22 protein-coding genes are annotated in these 16,000 nt (G+C 60.9%); 9 read left to right on the top strand and 13 right to left on the bottom strand.

Annotated elements, in window-relative coordinates:
- Positions 1-17 precede the first annotated feature (17 nt).
- On the top strand, positions 18-311 hold the full coding sequence (locus ACP7D4_RS20320; RefSeq protein WP_426210973.1) for a DUF7661 family protein: 294 nt from the start codon (positions 18-20) through the stop codon (positions 309-311).
- Here the strand turns inward: ACP7D4_RS20320 and ACP7D4_RS20315 are convergent.
- The 4 genes from ACP7D4_RS20315 to ACP7D4_RS20300 all read right to left on the bottom strand — a co-directional run bounded on the left by ACP7D4_RS20315 (position 263) and on the right by ACP7D4_RS20300 (position 4,016).
- Positions 263-658: a GNAT family N-acetyltransferase gene (locus ACP7D4_RS20315; protein ID WP_426210971.1), complete on the bottom strand. Its 396-nt coding sequence runs from the start codon at positions 656-658 to the stop codon at positions 263-265. The two genes, ACP7D4_RS20320 and ACP7D4_RS20315, sit on opposite strands and share 49 nt — an antisense overlap.
- A gap of 120 nt (positions 659-778) precedes the next feature.
- Positions 779-2,641: an AI-2E family transporter gene (locus tag ACP7D4_RS20310; protein WP_426210970.1), complete on the bottom strand. Its 1,863-nt coding sequence runs from the start codon at positions 2,639-2,641 to the stop codon at positions 779-781.
- Positions 2,642-2,947: 306 nt separating this feature from the next.
- Positions 2,948-3,232: a hypothetical protein gene (locus ACP7D4_RS20305; protein ID WP_426101932.1), complete on the bottom strand. Its 285-nt coding sequence runs from the start codon at positions 3,230-3,232 to the stop codon at positions 2,948-2,950.
- A 136-nt stretch (positions 3,233-3,368) separates the two neighbouring features.
- Positions 3,369-4,016 (bottom strand): AMIN-like domain-containing (lipo)protein, encoded by a 648-nt coding sequence (locus tag ACP7D4_RS20300; protein WP_426101930.1) that lies wholly within the window; start codon positions 4,014-4,016, stop codon positions 3,369-3,371.
- Positions 4,017-4,098: 82 nt separating this feature from the next.
- Between ACP7D4_RS20300 and ACP7D4_RS20295 the strand changes: the two genes are divergently transcribed.
- Positions 4,099-4,785, top strand: coding sequence for a hypothetical protein (locus ACP7D4_RS20295; RefSeq protein ID WP_426101928.1), 687 nt, complete (start codon positions 4,099-4,101; stop codon positions 4,783-4,785).
- A 47-nt stretch (positions 4,786-4,832) separates the two neighbouring features.
- Here the strand turns inward: ACP7D4_RS20295 and ACP7D4_RS20290 are convergent, their stop codons facing one another.
- Complete coding sequence (locus tag ACP7D4_RS20290; protein WP_426101926.1) at positions 4,833-5,114, bottom strand: KTSC domain-containing protein; 282 nt, start codon at positions 5,112-5,114, stop codon at positions 4,833-4,835.
- Positions 5,115-5,416: 302 nt separating this feature from the next.
- Here ACP7D4_RS20290 and ACP7D4_RS20285 point away from each other — a divergent pair, with 302 nt between their 5' ends.
- Positions 5,417-5,620: a hypothetical protein gene (locus ACP7D4_RS20285; RefSeq protein WP_426210968.1), complete on the top strand. Its 204-nt coding sequence runs from the start codon at positions 5,417-5,419 to the stop codon at positions 5,618-5,620.
- Positions 5,621-5,860: 240 nt separating this feature from the next.
- On the opposite strand, the gene ACP7D4_RS20280 is transcribed toward ACP7D4_RS20285, so the two are convergent.
- The 5 genes from ACP7D4_RS20280 to ACP7D4_RS20260 all read right to left on the bottom strand — a co-directional run bounded on the left by ACP7D4_RS20280 (position 5,861) and on the right by ACP7D4_RS20260 (position 9,890).
- A complete protein-coding gene (locus ACP7D4_RS20280; protein ID WP_426101922.1) occupies positions 5,861-6,280 on the bottom strand; it encodes a hypothetical protein in 420 nt (139 codons plus the stop codon).
- Positions 6,277-7,065, bottom strand: coding sequence for a hypothetical protein (locus ACP7D4_RS20275; protein ID WP_426210966.1), 789 nt, complete (start codon positions 7,063-7,065; stop codon positions 6,277-6,279). The genes ACP7D4_RS20280 and ACP7D4_RS20275 overlap by 4 nt, the downstream gene beginning before the upstream one ends.
- Before the next feature lie 31 nt (positions 7,066-7,096).
- Positions 7,097-7,639: a phosphatase PAP2 family protein gene (locus tag ACP7D4_RS20270; RefSeq protein ID WP_426101918.1), complete on the bottom strand. Its 543-nt coding sequence runs from the start codon at positions 7,637-7,639 to the stop codon at positions 7,097-7,099.
- 153 nt (positions 7,640-7,792) lie between these two features.
- The gene (locus tag ACP7D4_RS20265; protein WP_426210964.1) at positions 7,793-9,214 is read right to left on the bottom strand and encodes a heavy metal sensor histidine kinase; all 1,422 of its coding nucleotides are present in this window, start codon (positions 9,212-9,214) and stop codon (positions 7,793-7,795) included.
- The gene (locus tag ACP7D4_RS20260) at positions 9,201-9,890 is read right to left on the bottom strand and encodes a heavy metal response regulator transcription factor (RefSeq protein ID WP_426101914.1); all 690 of its coding nucleotides are present in this window, start codon (positions 9,888-9,890) and stop codon (positions 9,201-9,203) included. Before ACP7D4_RS20260 ends, ACP7D4_RS20265 begins: the two co-directional genes overlap by 14 nt.
- A gap of 178 nt (positions 9,891-10,068) precedes the next feature.
- On the opposite strand from ACP7D4_RS20260, the gene ACP7D4_RS20255 reads away from it, so the two are divergent.
- The 5 genes from ACP7D4_RS20255 (at position 10,069) to ACP7D4_RS20235 (ending at position 13,752) form a co-directional block, all read left to right on the top strand.
- Positions 10,069-10,845, top strand: a complete 777-nt coding sequence (locus tag ACP7D4_RS20255) for a hypothetical protein (protein WP_426210962.1) — start codon at positions 10,069-10,071, stop codon at positions 10,843-10,845.
- Positions 10,842-11,030: a hypothetical protein gene (locus ACP7D4_RS20250; RefSeq protein WP_426210960.1), complete on the top strand. Its 189-nt coding sequence runs from the start codon at positions 10,842-10,844 to the stop codon at positions 11,028-11,030. The genes ACP7D4_RS20255 and ACP7D4_RS20250 overlap by 4 nt, the downstream gene beginning before the upstream one ends.
- A complete protein-coding gene (locus tag ACP7D4_RS20245; RefSeq protein WP_426101908.1) occupies positions 10,994-11,278 on the top strand; it encodes a hypothetical protein in 285 nt (94 codons plus the stop codon). The genes ACP7D4_RS20250 and ACP7D4_RS20245 overlap by 37 nt, the downstream gene beginning before the upstream one ends.
- Before the next feature lie 6 nt (positions 11,279-11,284).
- The gene (locus ACP7D4_RS20240; protein ID WP_426101906.1) at positions 11,285-11,638 is read left to right on the top strand and encodes a phosphatase PAP2 family protein; all 354 of its coding nucleotides are present in this window, start codon (positions 11,285-11,287) and stop codon (positions 11,636-11,638) included.
- 143 nt (positions 11,639-11,781) lie between these two features.
- Positions 11,782-13,752 (top strand): PKD domain-containing protein, encoded by a 1,971-nt coding sequence (locus ACP7D4_RS20235; RefSeq protein WP_426210959.1) that lies wholly within the window; start codon positions 11,782-11,784, stop codon positions 13,750-13,752.
- A 321-nt stretch (positions 13,753-14,073) separates the two neighbouring features.
- Here the strand turns inward: ACP7D4_RS20235 and ACP7D4_RS20230 are convergent, their stop codons facing one another.
- The 3 genes from ACP7D4_RS20230 to avs1c are packed head-to-tail and all read right to left on the bottom strand — an operon-like array spanning position 14,074 to position 14,819.
- Positions 14,074-14,289, bottom strand: a complete 216-nt coding sequence (locus ACP7D4_RS20230; RefSeq protein ID WP_426210957.1) for a type II toxin-antitoxin system RelE/ParE family toxin — start codon at positions 14,287-14,289, stop codon at positions 14,074-14,076.
- Complete coding sequence (locus ACP7D4_RS20225) at positions 14,290-14,553, bottom strand: type II toxin-antitoxin system ParD family antitoxin (RefSeq protein WP_426210955.1); 264 nt, start codon at positions 14,551-14,553, stop codon at positions 14,290-14,292.
- A 5-nt stretch (positions 14,554-14,558) separates the two neighbouring features.
- On the bottom strand, positions 14,559-14,819 hold the full coding sequence (avs1c, locus tag ACP7D4_RS20220) for an AVAST type 1 anti-phage system protein Avs1c (protein ID WP_426210953.1): 261 nt from the start codon (positions 14,817-14,819) through the stop codon (positions 14,559-14,561).
- 97 nt (positions 14,820-14,916) lie between these two features.
- Between avs1c and ACP7D4_RS20215 the strand changes: the two genes are divergently transcribed.
- The gene (locus ACP7D4_RS20215) at positions 14,917-15,798 is read left to right on the top strand and encodes a tetratricopeptide repeat protein (protein WP_426210952.1); all 882 of its coding nucleotides are present in this window, start codon (positions 14,917-14,919) and stop codon (positions 15,796-15,798) included.
- Positions 15,799-16,000 lie beyond the last annotated feature (202 nt).

The raw sequence follows: 16,000 nt of genomic DNA, 5'->3' as shown, positions 1-16,000 counted from the left end.
ATTTTTAAGTACCAAAATTGGGATTAACTAATACCGGACGTACTTTTGCCTGGAAGGTGATTGCAGGATATGATGCGAAATATGAGGAAGCGGACAACATGAAATTCAATATTTACGGCCGGTTTCAAGTTGAGGTGAGGCGTGAGGACAACTGCTGGCAGGTCTATCGAATCGCGCTGGGCAAGCGGGGCCGGATGAACGACGTGGTCATTCCAAGTCATCTGGAAGAAGAGGAAATCGTGACCTATCTGGATGACATTTTTCATGAGCTTGCCGGTATCGGGCAGCGGGTTGAACGTGTTTTGCCGTGAATGCGCGAGCAGATACATCGCACTGGCGCGAGATGGCGAGGAGATGGCGAGGAGATGTGACTGGTCAGACGACCAGCGCGCTCCAGATGCTTTACGGCGCGGCCAGCACCGCCGTCGAGTAGGCTGACACGACGTGCCAGCCCAGCCCCCGCCTCGGTCGCAACGAGCAAGCGCTCCGATACCCCGGCGCGCGCTGCCAGTTCGTCGAGCGCGCACATCAATGCCGTGGCCAGCCCCTTGCCGCGATAAGGCGCAAGCGTTCCGATGCGGTCGAACACCGCAGTGCCGGCACGCAGCACAATGCGCCCCGTCGCCGCCGTCGCGCCATGGGCATCGACCGCGTGCATCAGGTGAGCGCCATGCTCGATGCTGACCGCGGCAACATAGCCGGCCGGCAGTACAACCGCCCTGCCTAGCGCACTTCCCCGGGCCATCAAATAGCGCGGCCGTTCAAATATATTGGCAAATCAGGCAGGCCGATCGGGCGCGACAAACTCCAGCCCTTCTTCGAACGTGCGCAACACCATGTCGACGCTCTTTTCCACCACCGACTGCTTCGCGTCCTTGCCTTCGGACAGCAAACGTATCGACACGAACAGCGAATCGGGCAACCTGATGCGCCACTGGCCCACAACCGCCAGCCACTGCTCCAGCATTTCCTCCAGTGGATAAGCGACAAAGACGGTGGCCACCAGATCGGTGCGCGCGGTGTCCGGCCTGATCTGCGGCTCTTCAACCGATACGCTGCGCGCGTCCACGTCGGCCTCGCGCAGCGCCAGGATGAACAATTCGTTGAGCAACTCGTCACGCTCGGTCGGCAAGCCGATGCACAGCACGATGGACCGGGCCGGTACATCGAGCGAGCCCTGCCACCTGCCCAGCTGCAATTGCCGCATATGGCGCAAATGGGCGCCGACATTCGCATCAATCACGGCCACGCGCCTGCGCCTCGGACGCTTTTTGAGAGCGCCCGCCGCCGGAATCAAGGTATCGGCCAGGGCGGCAATGGCGAAGCGGATATTTTGCTGCTGCGCTTGTTCAATCTTCCCCGAATCGAATTCATCGACACCCAGCGCCAAGCCTGGCAGCAGCACGTTGTCGCAATAACTGGCAAAACTAAACTTGCGCAAGTAGGCATGGGCGTCGCGGATGATCGCGTCGGAGTCGCCCAGCAAAATGCGGTGATAAAACCGCTGGGCAGCGTCAACGCTGGGCGCGTCGGAAAACAGGATGGTAATGGGCTCCAGCGCGCGCACGTGGCGCCCGGCAACGACCAGGCACAGCGTAAGCGGCGTCGACAGCAGCAACCCGACCGGGCCCCACAACGCGCCCCAGAACAGCGCCGACACCATTACCCCGAGGGCTGACAGGCCTGAACTGTGGCCATACACCTTCGGTTCGACCACGTTCGCCACCAGCAGTTCGAGGGCGATGAAAATCGTCACGCAGGAAATTGCCAGCGTCCAGCCAGTGTCGGTGGCGGCGACAAACAGCGCGATGGCCGCCCCGGCGACCAGCGCACCAAGATACGGCACAAAGCGCAACAGGCCGCTCAAGGCGCCGAACAAGATGGCGTGCGGAACGCCGGCCGCCCAGAGCAGCACGCCGACCACGCAGCCAAAAATGACGTTGACCACGAATTGCGAAAAGAAAAAGCGCGACACACCCTCGGTCGCATCGGCCAGCGCCTTCATGGTGCGGCCCACATCGGCGTTGCCTGTCAGGCGCACCACGCGGTCGCGCAGCGATTCGTGTTCGAGCAGGATGAAGATCATCAGCACCAGCACCAGGCCGGCCTCCCCGATCGGCCCGAGCACCTGCGAGAGCAAGCGGCTGATGGTCTTGGACGCGGTCAATGGCGGGGTGTGGATTTCGACGGGAATAGGCTGGACCTGGCCGACAGCCAGTTTCAAGCCGGGGCGATTGGGCACGCGCTCGGTTTTGGGAACGCCCGGTGTTACCGCCCGCAGTTCGGCCTCGAAGCGGGCAAATGGGCGCTCGGTCAATTCCCGCACTTTTTCCAGCTTTGATTGAATGGCGACCCGGTATTGCGGCAGGTCGGCCGTGACGAACACCATTTGCGAAGCGAGGATGGCGCTAATGCCGATCACGCCGATGGTGGCAAGCAGCACCGATACCAGGGTGGCGGGCAAGTGCCCCATGCCGGTCTTGCTGATCATGCGCACCAGCGGCGCGATAACGAGGCTCAGGATCAGTGCCAGCGATAGCGGCTCGAGAAAATCGCGGCCGAAATGGAGCAGCGCGAGAATACAGGTGCCGGCAACGACAGTGGCAGCGCTGAGCCGGGGAAATGAGGAAAGATTGGACATGTGCTGGCTTGAAAACGTTAACAGGGTGTTTCTGTGTGAAATACAAGTGTGGACTATATAGAAGATCCAGACTCCACAACAGAAACTTGTATCACCCTGTTTCCAGCGAGGCGTTCAGCACATGACGTGCTAAGGAAGCACTGATTAATTCATGGCGGCGGACTCGGCGCACGAAAAAAGCGCCCAGCTGCGTTGCAAATCTTCGCTATGCCCCGGCATGTCTGCAGTGTTGCGCCTTGCCGGGCACTTTTTGCGTGACCGATTCCATCCGCCAGAATAAATCAGTGCTTCCCTAAAGCGCCGGTATTACAGCTGCGACTTGAAGTAGTTAAACGAATGGGCAAAAGCATCGCGCACTTTTTCCATTTCGACGACGACATTGTCCCACTTGTCTTCACCGGCATCGACCAGGTCGTCGAATTTGGCTTTTGCCAGCTTGGACTGCTCGCGCAGCTTGGCCATGTCTTCCACATACTTGTCGTGGGCCGCTTCTTTGGCGTCTTTGGCTTTCGCTTCCAGTGCATGCATTTTGACTTCCAGCTCGTCGAGTTGGAGTTTCATTTTGGCGATGTAGGTCTCTTTGGTTTGCATGGCTATCCCTTGGTACTGTTTGAATACGGGCCAAGGCTTGGCGCCGCTCGACAGAACAATCAGATTAGAGCCGAACGGGCGCCGGCTCCGTTCGGTAACCGACACAGCCGTAGAGGTCTTACTCTAGCTTTGCTTGTCAGTGGGCAATATCGATGACCAGGCGCGACGGCTCTGTCATGATGCGCGGCGTATACGCATTGGCACGCGCAAGGCCGACCACCCAGGTCACCTCCCCTTCAAAACTGCAGGTTCGCACCAGCTCGCGCGCATTCGGTTGCGCCAGCGCGCGCCGCCGCGGCACGCCCCCTTTTCCCGCATTTGCCTGGGCTCCGGTGAAGCGGACTTGCAAAAAGGCTTCGCCCGCCACCTTGACCGGCTCACCGCTGCCGCAGTCGAGCACGGGCTTGTCGACGTAGGCAACATCCCACGCTGGGAGCCCGACAGTATCGAACTCGAACGCGAGCCGGTCAAACCCGGCCTGGGTGGCGCTGCGAACGGCGCGCAGCACCGGCGCACGTTGCGAGTGGCTGCTGGCCTTGCCCTTGGAATGCCCGGTCGTCGGGGCTGCACTGCCGCCCGCGGCACTGGCAGGCGCCGGCGCCATCGCCGGTTCCGCAGGCGCGGGCACGGCTGCAGGCGGCGCAGCAGGCTGGTTCGCTTGCGCCGGGGCCTCGGTGGGCGGGGCCGGCGGTTTGGCTGGCTCGGTACGCTTGCACGCACTGATGCCAACGCTCAAGCTCAGCATGGACAGCACGACGGTATTTCTAAAAGAAAAAATGTTCAAAATCAACTCCTCAGTCTGCGTTTTCTTACTTATACATGAGACAATATTGGTCTGCAATCCTGCTCATTACCGATGGATCGATATGACCTTCAAACGCTTGTTTCCCTTTGCTTTATTACTGACCATGTTCCTGGTTGCCTGTGGCGGCGGAGACGGCCCTACCCTGGGCGCATTTCCCGCAACAAGCAAAGCTGAAGGCGATGCCCCATTTACCTTGACGGCGCCGAGCAGCAAGGGCCCGGGCGCGTTCACGTTTAGCAGCAGCAACTTGGAAGTGGCCACCATCGCCGGCAACACGGTCACGATTGTCGGCCCTGGCACCAGCACCATCACGGCCCAGCAGGCAGCGATGGGCAGTTATAACGCCTCGAGCACGAGCGCCGTACTGACCGTCAGCATGAAGGCATGCATCGCGCCGGCAACCCGTCAGAACAACACCTGTACCGCACCAGCCACCAGCGCCACGCCCGTCACGTTCGCCGGGCGCACGTGGATGGGCGTTACCTTCGTGGATACCTGGGCAAACGCCAACAACTATTGCACCACGACGACCATCAATGGCACCAAAGGCTGGCGCATGCCCACCGAGCTTGAACTGAGCGACCTGCGCGCCGCTGGCGCGATGGCGGGCCACGGCTGGACGTTGTCGCGGACCTGGTCGTCCACCGCCGGCTTGCTCGCCGCTCAGCGCAAAGGCGTGCGGCTTAGTGACGGTGCGGTCAGCGACGATGCTGAATCGACCGCTTCGTACGTTGCCTGCGTAATCTAATGTTGGCGCACGGCTGGCGCCACGCCGGCCGTGCCAAGCTGGTGCAGTCAAGGCGTTTCGTCGGTATCGCTTGACCTGAACAGTGCGTCAAGTGCATCGCGGTTTTGCTGCTTGTTCGCGATACCGCGCTTGCCAGAAAATTCCTCTTCAATATTGTCGCGGTAATAGCTCCAGGCGGAAGCTGACGTCGACAACTTGCGCCACACCTCCTGTCCCACGCCGGCGTAATCGATCGCATTGCCGTCGTCGAGTTCGACGCGCAACATGCGTTCCTTCTGGTCGTATCCGATAGCGCGCAGCTTGCCTGCGTTGATGCGTTTCATTTCCATGGCTTCTCTCCTGCGTCGATGCGACGCGAATACGCGCGTCGGAAAGCACCTGTGCAATCCGATTCGTGCAAGATAGCAGATTCGTTACTATTGATACAAACACTTGCAACTAATCGAATCGCGCGCGGCCAAGCCCATCGTACGATAGCTGCAGTTTAGAAAACAATCTTGTCTGTTCGTATGCCGATGGCGTTGCGCGGGTAAATCCTGGCGCAGAGCGCGGCGCCACGTGAGGACTTCCCACCATGTTATTTCAGATTGTCTCAACACGAGGCAAGGCTTCCTTTGGTCCAGGGTTTTGCATGACCAAGAAAAAGTATCCCATTATTAGCATCTTCGTTGCGGTCGTTTGGGCGGCGTTTTTTTACCCGGCCGAACGTGCGCCAGACAAGGCTGCGGGCTTGAAGGCACGTTCCGGCGTCCCGGCGCTTGTTGACGTCCAGTCGTCCGGCAAGGCAATGCCCAAGGGACCGGCGCAAGGAACAGTGGCGCTTGGCGAGAAGTAGCACGATGGGCTTTTCAACAACGGCCGGCGCCATTTGCACCTTGGCGCCCCGCAGCCAGTGCAAGCTGCCCTATGCGGCCATCGTGGCTGATCCCGTCCAGCGCGCTGAACAGGCCGCGCAAGCACCTGCGCGAACGGATTGGCACCATTCGAAGACTTTCTCGCTATCGTGTGAAGGTCAGCGCTGGCGCGTGTCCCCCGGTTGCTGGGCAAGATTCTTGATCTTCAATGGCGCGCCGTGTCAGTCCATCAGCGCGAATACTTTCAGCAGATCAGCTGATTTTTGCCGGCACGCGCTGGCGTTGGGCGGCTCGGCGCGCAAGGCGTCGAGTGTCTGGTCGATGGCCTTGTCCAGCGTGTGCCAGTCGGCCGCCGCGCGGGGCTTCAATCCAGATTCCGCCTCGTCCCAGGCAATTTCCAGATCCTTGATCCGCGCCTTTGCCGCCGCTAAATCGCCACGTTCCACCATCTTTGCCACGTCAGCCGCGATCACGCGAAAATGCCCGAGTTCGCCTAGCCTGGATGCATGTTTTGTGGCCGGCGCCGCGCTGGCAACTGGTGCTCTTGCTTGGCCTTGGCCAGGTTTCGAACACCCCGCCTGCGTTATCAGCGCCGCCAGCAACAATCCGGCCAGGCCCCACGTCTTCGATATCAACATCATGGCAATTCCTTTAAAGGCAAGTTGGACGCTGCCTGGGCCCGCGTTCCCGGCAGGTGAGAAAGCGCGACCAGAGCGACGATCGCCGCCAGAAAAATAACGCTGGTCAGTGTGGACCCCAGGCCCATGCCGCCATAGTCGGGCGACTGGGTCAGCAGGTCCCCCAGGGCGGCCCCCAGCGGCCGGGTCAGGATATACGCCAGCCAAAACATCAGGACCGCGTTGGCGCCCAGATGCCAGGCCACGAGCACCATGCCGATCAGACTGCCGAATGCCAGCACGCCAAATTTGAACCCCAATCCCCAGGCTTCGGTTGCCAGGTCGCCCGCTGCGGTCCCGAGTGCGAAGGTGCACAAGACGGCAGACCAATAGAAGCATTCACGGCGTACGCTGTCGATAGAGCGGATCGACAGCGTCCGTTCGCAGCGGTACCACCCTATAAAGACCAGCGCCAATGCGACGCCGAAAAATGCAGTACTTGCATACAGGCTGACACCAAGGCTGTCCGTGAGCACATCGGTAATCTGCGTGCCGACAATGCTGACCAGGATCACCGTCAGCCAATACACAGCCGGAATGCAACGGCGCGTGCGAAATTGCAACACTGCCGCCACGGCCAGCGCGGCGGCCATCATGGCGACGGTGACGAACTGCCCGAAGCCGGCGTTGACCGCAAGGTAATCGGCGCCCGTTTCGCCGACCGTGGTCGACAAGAGCTTGATGATCCAAAACACAAGCGTCACCGCCGGGACCTTGTTGGGCCTGGCGGGCGCGGTGGCATTCAGCATATCAATATGCATGGTGACGGATGACGTTCTCCTAGAACTTGCTTTTCCATCCGACGCTGATCCCGCGCGGGACGAACCCGACGGTGAACGATTCGCTGCGTGAATGGGCGTAATAGCCGGCCAGCGTGCCGAGCGCCCAGCCGGCGAGCACATCGGTTTGCCAGTGGCCGTGGGTTTTCATGCGCGCCTGCGCGTCGTACAGGGGAATCAGTTCGAGCGCATACACGGCGGGATGGTCGTGCCCGTACTCAAGCACGAAGGGCGTGACCACCGATGCCGCCAGCGTGACTTCGCCGCTGGGAAAACTGCGACCGCCGCGTTTGAACCAGTCGTTCGGGTCGTCCGTCTGAGAAGGCCGCTCGCGCCTGAAAGTGCGCTTGAGGACTTCGGACGAAACGGCGCCGACGATGGAGGCGTCGATCGCCTGGTAGAACGTGCGGCCCAGGCGCGTGTCGCTCCCTTCCCACAGCGCGCCGACTATTTCGCCCCCGATCAGCACGCCGGCCAGCGCTTTTTGATTGCTGCGTTTCCAGATTCCCTGGTTGTCGTAGTTCAGCTTGGAATCTATTCCCAAGGGTCCACTGCCCGCCAAAGCCGTGCCACAACACGTTGCCGTCAACAATAAGGTTCCTATTGCGCATTTGATCTGCATGTCCGTCTCCCGGTGAATGCCAGCATTGTGACAAGTGCACCGTGACGGAATACGGATGGGCTGATTACATTTCTGTCATCTGGACATGCCAGGCGCGTCTTTTGGCAGCCGCAGCGTGAATGTGGCGCCTTCCCCCGGCGTGCTACGGACCTCGATCGTGCCCCCGTGCAGCTCGACAATCGAACGCACCACGGCCAGGCCCAACCCGGTACTGTCGGTCGCACTGCGCGCCGCGTCGGCGCGGTAAAAGCGGTCGAACAGGAAAGGCAGGTGCGCGGGGGCGATACCGCAACCATTGTCGCTAACCGCGATGAGAATGGCGTCGGCCCGGTCGAACGCGCAAAGGCGCACTTTGCCGCCGCGCGCGCTGTGGCGCAAGGCATTGGCCAGCAGGTTCGACAAGGCCTGGCGCAGCAGCAGCGGATCGGCCCGCAGATGCACGCTGCCGTCCGCTTCCAGCGCCACGCCCTGCTCGTCGGCCAGGATGCCGAAAAACTCCAGCAGCTTTTGAAACTCGAGTTCCGTGGACAAGTCTTCGACCTGCACCAATTGTTTGGCATTGTCGGCGCGCGCCAGGAACAGCATGCTCGAGACCATGCGCGACAGGCGAGCGCCCTCCTCGACCACCACCGCCAGCGTGGTTTGATATTCCTCGGCCGAGCGTGCGCGGCCCAGCGTGACGCTGGCTGCCGCCACCAGATTGTTGATCGGTGAACGAAATTCGTGCGCCAGCTCAGAGGAAAAGCGCGACAACTGTTCGAAGGAACGTTCGATGCGCCCCATCAGCTCGTCGAAATTGCCGGCCAGCGTGCGCAGTTCGGACGGCCAGCCATCTTGTGCGATGCGGGCACTGAGGCGCTCGGCGCTCATGCGGGCGATATCGGCACTGATGGCGCGCACCGGGGCCAGGCCGCGCCGCGCCAGCAAGAAGCCGGTGAGGACCGCGACGACGATCGCCAGCATGACGACGCTGAACAATTTGGCCAGGTAGCGCCGCAGCACTTGTTCGTCCTGCGCGACGTCGAGTATGCCGCGCAACAGCTTGCTGCCGTCGGCGCCGCTGCCGGTGGCGTCGAACACCAGAAAGTAGCGCTCGCCCTGGGCGCCGGGGACGCTCACCCGGTAAAAGCGGTTGGCCGGAGCGGCGTGGGCGAACGCGGGCGCCAGGTTGGCCGCGTTGCCTGAAGCGGCGACGAGTTTGCCGTCCGCCCCGATCAGTTGCCATGTAAATTCGCCGATTTCATCCTGCTGTTCGCGCCATTCATGTTCCCAGTCGGACTGGCGGCCCTTCCTTTGCAGCTCGCTCAGCACCTCTTGCTGGATGTGCACGTCTTCCAGCAGTTCGACCTCTTGCTTCTCGTGCACCTGGCGCACCAATTCGGCGTACATCATGGCCGACACGCACACCAGGATCACGGCAATGGCGGTCCCGAAAAACACCGTCAAGCGCGCCGTCAGCGACCAGCGCCGCGCGTCAAGCAGGCTAATTGTGGACATCGAGAACATAGCCCACGCCACGCACGGTGTGGAGCAGCTTGACGGGATACGGATCGTCGAGCTTGGCGCGCAGGCGCCGGATGGCAACGTCGACGACATTGGTATCCGACTCGAAATTCATGTCCCACACCTGGCCGGCGATCACGGTGCGCGACTGGACCTCGCCGGCGCGCCGCAGCAAGAAGGCCAGGAGCGCAAACTCTTTCGGCGTTAGCTCCAGCCTGTCGGCGCCGCGGGTGGCGCGGTGCTTGAGCAGGTCGAGCGTGAGGTCGGCCAGTGTAAACCGGGAGGCTTCGTGCGTTTGCGCGCTGCCATCATTGCGGCGCAAGATCACGCGAACGCGCGCCAGCAGTTCGCTGAACGCATATGGCTTGACCAGGTAATCTTCGGCGCCCAGCTCCAGGCCGCGCACGCGGTCTTCAATGTCGTCGCGCGCGCTCAAAAACAGCACCGGGGTTGGCCTGTGTGCGCGGCGCACGGTTGCCAGAATGGACCAGCCGTCCAACCCGGGCAGCATGACGTCGAGAATGGCCAAGTCGTAGGCCTGGGTCAGCAACTGGTGCAAACCGTCGGGGCCGGTGTGGGCGACATCGACGACCATGCCCGCCTCGCGCAAGCCTTGCGCCAGGTAGGCGGCGGCCGTGGGCTGGTCTTCCACCAACAGGATCTTGGTCATGGCGATAACGCCATGGGAGGCTTGGAAAGGAACATGGGCAGGCATAAAAAAGCGATACCGCATTGTGACCGCAATTCGGCTGGCATAGGGAAACGGGAGATTACATTTTCGTAATCTTAAGCGTGCGCGGCTAGCCAGCCGCTATCCTCGCGTTAAGGAAATTTACCGGAGGATGCAGATGCCTGGCGTTAGCAGCAACAAGTTGGGCAAAGTCCCGGAACTGACATTGATGTTTTGGCTCATCAAAATCGCGGCGACCACTTTGGGAGAAACCGCGGGCGACGCTGTGACCATGTCGATGAAGCTGGGCTACCTGGTTGGCAGTGTCGTGTTTGCCGCCTTGTTCCTGGCGGCAGTGACGGCGCAGATCGTAGCCAGGCGCTTTCACCCGGCGCTGTTCTGGACGGTCATTGTGGCCACCACCACCTTCGGGACCACGCTGGCTGATTATGTCGACCGCTCACTGGGAATTGGCTACGCCGGCGGCGCCGCCGCGCTGGGTATTTTGCTGCTCGCTTCGCTGGCCTGCTGGCACATGTCGCTGGGATCGGTCGCGCTGGAACGCCTCGATACGCGCAGGGCGGAAGTTTTCTACTGGGTGACGATCATGTTTTCGCAAACACTGGGAACCGCGCTGGGCGACTGGTTTGCCGATCCTGCCGCCGGGCTGGGCCTGGGCTATCAAGGCAGCGCGCTGGTGTTCGCCGCGGCGCTGCTGGCCATTGCGGCAGCGTACTTCTGGACCGGCGTTTCACGTACCGCACTGTTCTGGGCGGCATTTATCTTGAGCCGCCCGCTGGGGGCGACAGTTGGCGACTACCTCGACAAGCCGATCGGCAATGGCGGCCTGGCACTGAGCCGCTACAGCGCCACGGCCTGGCTGGCCGCGTTCATCATCGCTTGCATCATCATGGCGCCGCAACGGGCTGCAGCCGTCTCGGCGGATGCACGATGAGTCGCTGGCCCCGTATTGCGCCGTTTGCAGCCAGGCGCGTGCTGGTGCTGTTCGCGTGCGTGCTGGTGCCGCTGTTTGGCTTTGGCATGCTGGCTGAAGACGTGATCGAGAAAGCGCTTTTTTCTTCGATGGTCCGATTTTGCAGTTCATGCACGCACATGCCGGCGCGGTCCTGGACCTGGTGATGGTGGCGAGCACGCGCGCCGGATCAGCGCTGGGCCTGGTGCCGTGCATTGTGCTGGTGGCAGGCTGGCTGTACAGGCGCGGCGAACGCTTGCGATTGTGGTTCTGGCTGCTGGCGGCTGGGGGCGCGGCGCTGCTCAATCTGCTTGCGAAATACAGCTTTGCGCGGGCGCGACCAAGTTTATGGACGTCGATGTTGCCTGAAACTAGTGTCCTGCGTTGGAAGTTCGTTGTTTATAAATGTTCCTAAATCGCCATGAGGCAAGGAACAAAAGCGGAGCAAGGCCGGGGCCTTGCGAGCATTTTTGACGCAGCATCGTGGGGATTGTCGGAATATTTATACAACGAATTTCCAACGCAGGACACTAGCTACAGCTTTCCGAGCGGGCATTCCATGGCGAGCATGGCGGTCACTGCGGCGGTAGTGTGTCTGCTTTGGCACAGCACCCGCTGGCGCGGGATTGCGCTTGCTTGCGGCGCCGTATTTGTCGTGCTGGTGGGAGCGTCCAGGGTGTATCTGGGTGTGCATTATCCCTCCGATGTGTTGGCCGGGTGGATGGCTTCGGTGGCGTGGGTGACCGGGCTGGCGTTGGTGATGCGCGTGCGATAGAGGCACGGCGCCCTTTTGGCGTCAAACGAACTCCCCATGATCTCCCCCATGCTCCACTGCCGAGCCGCACCTGATGATGGACTTCTGCGCCGCGATTAAAAAAGCGTCGCGCGCCGTTCTCCCATCCGTCCTTGGAGCAAAAAATGCTGAACTTTATTAAACCCTCGCCGTCCCAAAAATTGGCAGTTGCCGTGTGGCTGCCCTGTCTGTTAGCTGGCTTGACGCTGGCCGCTGCGGCGTCTGCCCGGCAAGCCGCAGCGCTGGAGCAAGGCGCCGACAGCGCGCATGCCGCGCTGCAACGCACGACCTATCGCATCATCAATCTTGCAAATGGAGATTACATTGCTCCAGCGTTGATCAACGCTAGCGGACAAGTGGCGTTTTCGCTGGCTAACGGCCGCGATGGTCCGCTGCGCTCGTTTTTTTATGATGGAAAAACCGTCCAGGATATAAGCACGCTCGGCGCCGATTTTGCGCGGGTGACTGGGCTGAACGATCATGGCCACGTCACCGGCGTTTCGCAAACCAAGGCTGGCATCGTGCGATCATTTGTGTGGAGCAAACGGCGCGGCATGATCGATCTCGGCGCGCTCCCTGGTGCCGTATCGACATGGGAACCGGCGATCAATAATCGCGATGAAATTACCGGCGAGTCGAATGGCGATCCGCTGCCGTATCCGCGCGCGTTCCGCTGGACACTTTCCAGCGGCATGGAAGACCTGGGCGGCCTGGCCAGCGGGGCCGACACCATCGCTTATGGCAGGGCAATCAATGATAACGGCTTAATCGCGGGTAACTCGTTGACGCCAGCGTACGACTACCACGCCTTTGCGTGGGAGCGCGCCACCGGCATCGTTGATATCGATACACTTGGCAACCGCTATTCGGACGCGGTGGGGGTGGACGCCAACGGACAAATTGGCGGCAATTTCTTCGTCGATAATGGCAATACGCACGCGTTCATCTGGACGCGCGGCGGCGGCATGCGCGATATCGGCACGGCCGGCGGCGAAGGCAACTGGATCGTAGGCATGACGGCCAGCGGCCGCATGACCGGCGTCATCACTTCCACCAACGTCGCCCAGCGTGCGATGACGTGGACGCGCGCTACTGGGATTGTCATGCTCGGCACGTTTGGCGGTGCAACCTCGTTCGCCATTGGCGCCAACAATAAGGGCCAGGTGGTCGGCGGCGCGGCAACGGTTGACGACGATTGGCGCGCTTTTGTCTGGACGGCGAAAGAAGGCCTGGTTGACCTGAACACACGGCTGAGGCATGCGCCGGCGGGGCTGACCTTGCATTCGGCCCAGGCGGTCTCGGACAAGGGCGCGATCTTGGCGATTTCAAATGCGGGACTGGTGTTGCTGGTGCCGGAGCGCGTTTGTGGATGCCGCCACGCAGTGGGTCCGATCGCAGCTGCCGAGCTGGTAAAAGTCGGTACGCCGCTCGACGTTTCAGTCAGCTTTGCGGGCGAGGACCGGGCCGCCAGGCACAACGTGATCTGGTCGTGGGGTGACGGTAGTGGCGACAGCGCGGGTAATACGATGGCGCGTAACGGCAGCGGAAGCGCAACGGGCAGCCATACGTTTGGGTCGCCGGGAATGTATACCGTGTCGGCCAGGGTGGCCGATCTGGCTGGTAACAGTGCTGCGGTGAGCCGCAAGATCATCGTATATGACCAGTCGCGCGGCTTTGCGGGCGGCGCGGGGTCGTTCACGTCGCCGCACGTGCCAAATAAAAAGGCGCCGTTCCAGGCGGGCTTGGCCACATTCAGTTTTATAGCGCCTGCCGTCACCCGTGGGGAGAAGGTGTTGGTGGCCGGTCAGTTGGACTTTCAAGTCGGCGGGCTCAATTTCCGCAGCAAGGAACTGCGCCCGACCGGGATGCAGGGTGTATTCGCAGGCAACGGTACGATCAATGGCGCGGGAAACTATCAATTCAGCATGGGAGCGAAGGCAGGCAATGGGAAAGGCGACGGCGCTGGCAACTTCAGCTTGAAGATATGGCGGGTGGATCCGATGTCTGGTGCTGAGATGGTGGCATACGATAGCCAGGGCCAGGGGAACAAGGCGGCCGAGCGCAAGGTGATCAAGGGCGTGATTGCGGTGCAGTAGCGCGAGGGGCAGCCGGCGCATGGGGGAAGTCGATGCCCCACCATTGCAGCCGGCGGCTTGGATGTGCAGCGATAGATGGCGCTGGAAGTTCAGCAGTCGCTGAGACGATGTCGTGGGCGCGGTCAGCATAGGTACAACAGGGAAGTAGTGCCGTTCAGCCCTGGACTACGGCGGGTCCCATGGCGGGATCGGCGTCGCGGGAATGGATACAAAAAGGACAGCAACGGTTTCGGCCTGCTAGCAACCGGGTTAAAACTGTGTTTTGACGTCTCGGGAACTGTGAAGAACCCGCACAATCTCGACACCGTTATGCGTCAGCATTTAAAATAACGCGTAGCGCCCGAATGGAAGACTGCGTAACTTTGGCATAAGATCATCGCGCTGCCGGCCTAATGCGGCTTGATGGGAAAGGAGAGTGAATTTCGCAGTCAAGCGGTCGACGAAAGTATCGGCCTGTGCCTCGCTGTCTTGCGCAATGTAGTCCCAAATTCCCCCAATATCAATGCGAGCTTGGGGCCGAAGAGTAACGGTTGGCATCTACGCACCGTCATCCGCCTTTGCCGCGCGTCTCACCCGACTTATACGCTCTATCTCTTCCGGATCCCAGGCAATGCTCGTGCCGCTATCAAGCCCTTCCTGGATATCCTTGCGAAGTTGGCCAAGCTTCGCTTCTCGCAACTTGTCCTTCTCGTCCATGAGTCGCAGCGCTTCATGCACAACCTCGCTCGCCGACGTGTACAAGCCAGACGTCACTTTTTGCCGCACCATTTCCTCAAGCTGCGGCGTCAGGTCAATGTTCATGCCCATTAATATCCCCCTAAAGCGACAGGCCTGAGACCACTAAAGCGTCCTGCGAAAGTAGCTGTCGTATTCGCCGTCACACGCGCGGTCTCATTGATACTAAGTAGATCGATGCGGCCATTAGGAAGAAATCGGTTTAGCTCAAGCCCAGTATCAATTCCTCGCATAACCTGCAACTTCCCGTTATTGAAACGCTCACCAAGCAAGTGAAATCGATGCTCGAATTCTTCGCGGGTATCTGGCGTACTCATTAACGCGATTTTCATATCTTTACCTATTTTTCATGCGGCGCTAAAAACCTGGCAGCGTGCCCCCTGACAACTATTGGTATGCTGGTGTTCCAATCCATGTTATGGTAATCCAATGAACATCTTGATACCGCTGGCGGTGTGCATCGCCTTAATTGCGGCCTCCGGCGTACGCGCCGGCCCACAGGAGGACGCATTCGCGGCCGTCCAGCGCGGCGACAACGTGGCGGCCGTCACGTTGCTCACCCCTCTTGCCCAGAAAGGGGACTCCTATTCCCAATACGCCCTGGGCGTCATGTACTGGGAGGGGAAAGGCGTCCCGCGCGATGCAGCGGCAGCGGTCAACTTGTTCCGTGCCGCTGCGGCAACTGGAGCGGCGCCGGCGCAGGCGAACTTGGGGCTGGCGTACGCAGACGGGATCGGGATCGAAAAAAACACGCGAGAAGCTGTTAAATGGTACCGCCTTGCCGCCGCCCAAGGCTGGGCGCCGGGCCAGGCCAATTTGGGCGTCATGTATCGCGACGGCACAGGTGTGGCCAAAGACGAAGTGGAAGCGGCCCGCTGGCTGACCCTCGCTGCGAAGCAGGGGGCGGCTGTAGCGCAACTTAACCTTGGTGTGCTATATGCCGAAGGCCGGGGCGTGGCACGAGACGGCGCCGAGGCAGCCCGTTGGTTACGCCTTGCAGCCGAACAAGGCATGCCGATGGCGCAGTCAAATCTTGGCCTGATGTACCTGATAGGAGACAAGGTCAAGCGAGATCAGGTCGAAGCGGTCAAGTGGCTGCGCCTGGCCGCGGAGCAGCAGAATGTGCCGGCGCAACGATTGCTTGGCCAAGCCTATGCCAACGGCGATGGCGTGGCGCGCAACTATCCAGAGTCGCTGCGCTGGCTTCGCCTGGCGGCGGCGCAAGGCGACCAACTGGCTCGCGCCTCGCTGCCAACGATTGAGCCCCTTGCCGCGGCATGTGGCAAAGGGCCGCACCCGGGGTGTCCATGATCGCGTAGCGCAGGTATTTCAGGCACGAGAGCTGGAAGTCTTCGGCTTGGCAGCCCGCGTTTCGCCGCGACAGGAGTCCGCTTTGTTAGCGGCGGTGTAAATCCGCCTAAATCTGGCTTTGGAAGCGCGTGATTTCTCAACCGCAATGGCGCAGCGACCGCTCAGAACGGTTCGTCAGCGTCGGCGGCATCTATGTCCCGGT

The organism is Massilia sp. TWP1-3-3 (assembly GCF_049897805.1).
Taxonomy (GTDB): domain Bacteria; phylum Pseudomonadota; class Gammaproteobacteria; order Burkholderiales; family Burkholderiaceae_D; genus Telluria_A.
Note: the sequence above shows the minus strand (reverse complement) of the source record. Positions and strands in the feature narration are given on the sequence as shown.

What these genes read in the sequence shown, in the direction of transcription:
- ACP7D4_RS20285 (WP_426210968.1), top strand. Translation starts at nt 5,417, where the DNA reads ATGACCAAGAAAAAGTATCCCATTATTAGCATCTTCGTTGCGGTCGTT.
- ACP7D4_RS20230 (WP_426210957.1), bottom strand. Translation starts at nt 14,289, where the DNA reads ATGCCAACCGTTACTCTTCGGCCCCAAGCTCGCATTGATATTGGGGGA.
- ACP7D4_RS20265 (WP_426210964.1), bottom strand. Translation starts at nt 9,214, where the DNA reads ATGTCCACAATTAGCCTGCTTGACGCGCGGCGCTGGTCGCTGACGGCG.
- ACP7D4_RS20275 (WP_426210966.1), bottom strand. Translation starts at nt 7,065, where the DNA reads ATGCTGAATGCCACCGCGCCCGCCAGGCCCAACAAGGTCCCGGCGGTG.
- ACP7D4_RS20295 (WP_426101928.1), top strand. Translation starts at nt 4,099, where the DNA reads ATGACCTTCAAACGCTTGTTTCCCTTTGCTTTATTACTGACCATGTTC.
- ACP7D4_RS20305 (WP_426101932.1), bottom strand. Translation starts at nt 3,232, where the DNA reads ATGCAAACCAAAGAGACCTACATCGCCAAAATGAAACTCCAACTCGAC.
- ACP7D4_RS20235 (WP_426210959.1), top strand. Translation starts at nt 11,782, where the DNA reads ATGCTGAACTTTATTAAACCCTCGCCGTCCCAAAAATTGGCAGTTGCC.
- ACP7D4_RS20245 (WP_426101908.1), top strand. Translation starts at nt 10,994, where the DNA reads ATGCACGCACATGCCGGCGCGGTCCTGGACCTGGTGATGGTGGCGAGC.
- ACP7D4_RS20290 (WP_426101926.1), bottom strand. Translation starts at nt 5,114, where the DNA reads ATGGAAATGAAACGCATCAACGCAGGCAAGCTGCGCGCTATCGGATAC.
- ACP7D4_RS20315 (WP_426210971.1), bottom strand. Translation starts at nt 658, where the DNA reads ATGCACGCGGTCGATGCCCATGGCGCGACGGCGGCGACGGGGCGCATT.
- ACP7D4_RS20260 (WP_426101914.1), bottom strand. Translation starts at nt 9,890, where the DNA reads ATGACCAAGATCCTGTTGGTGGAAGACCAGCCCACGGCCGCCGCCTAC.
- ACP7D4_RS20240 (WP_426101906.1), top strand. Translation starts at nt 11,285, where the DNA reads ATGAGGCAAGGAACAAAAGCGGAGCAAGGCCGGGGCCTTGCGAGCATT.
- ACP7D4_RS20310 (WP_426210970.1), bottom strand. Translation starts at nt 2,641, where the DNA reads ATGTCCAATCTTTCCTCATTTCCCCGGCTCAGCGCTGCCACTGTCGTT.
- ACP7D4_RS20255 (WP_426210962.1), top strand. Translation starts at nt 10,069, where the DNA reads ATGCCTGGCGTTAGCAGCAACAAGTTGGGCAAAGTCCCGGAACTGACA.
- ACP7D4_RS20250 (WP_426210960.1), top strand. Translation starts at nt 10,842, where the DNA reads ATGAGTCGCTGGCCCCGTATTGCGCCGTTTGCAGCCAGGCGCGTGCTG.
- ACP7D4_RS20215 (WP_426210952.1), top strand. Translation starts at nt 14,917, where the DNA reads ATGAACATCTTGATACCGCTGGCGGTGTGCATCGCCTTAATTGCGGCC.
- ACP7D4_RS20225 (WP_426210955.1), bottom strand. Translation starts at nt 14,553, where the DNA reads ATGAACATTGACCTGACGCCGCAGCTTGAGGAAATGGTGCGGCAAAAA.
- ACP7D4_RS20280 (WP_426101922.1), bottom strand. Translation starts at nt 6,280, where the DNA reads ATGATGTTGATATCGAAGACGTGGGGCCTGGCCGGATTGTTGCTGGCG.
- avs1c (WP_426210953.1), bottom strand. Translation starts at nt 14,819, where the DNA reads ATGAAAATCGCGTTAATGAGTACGCCAGATACCCGCGAAGAATTCGAG.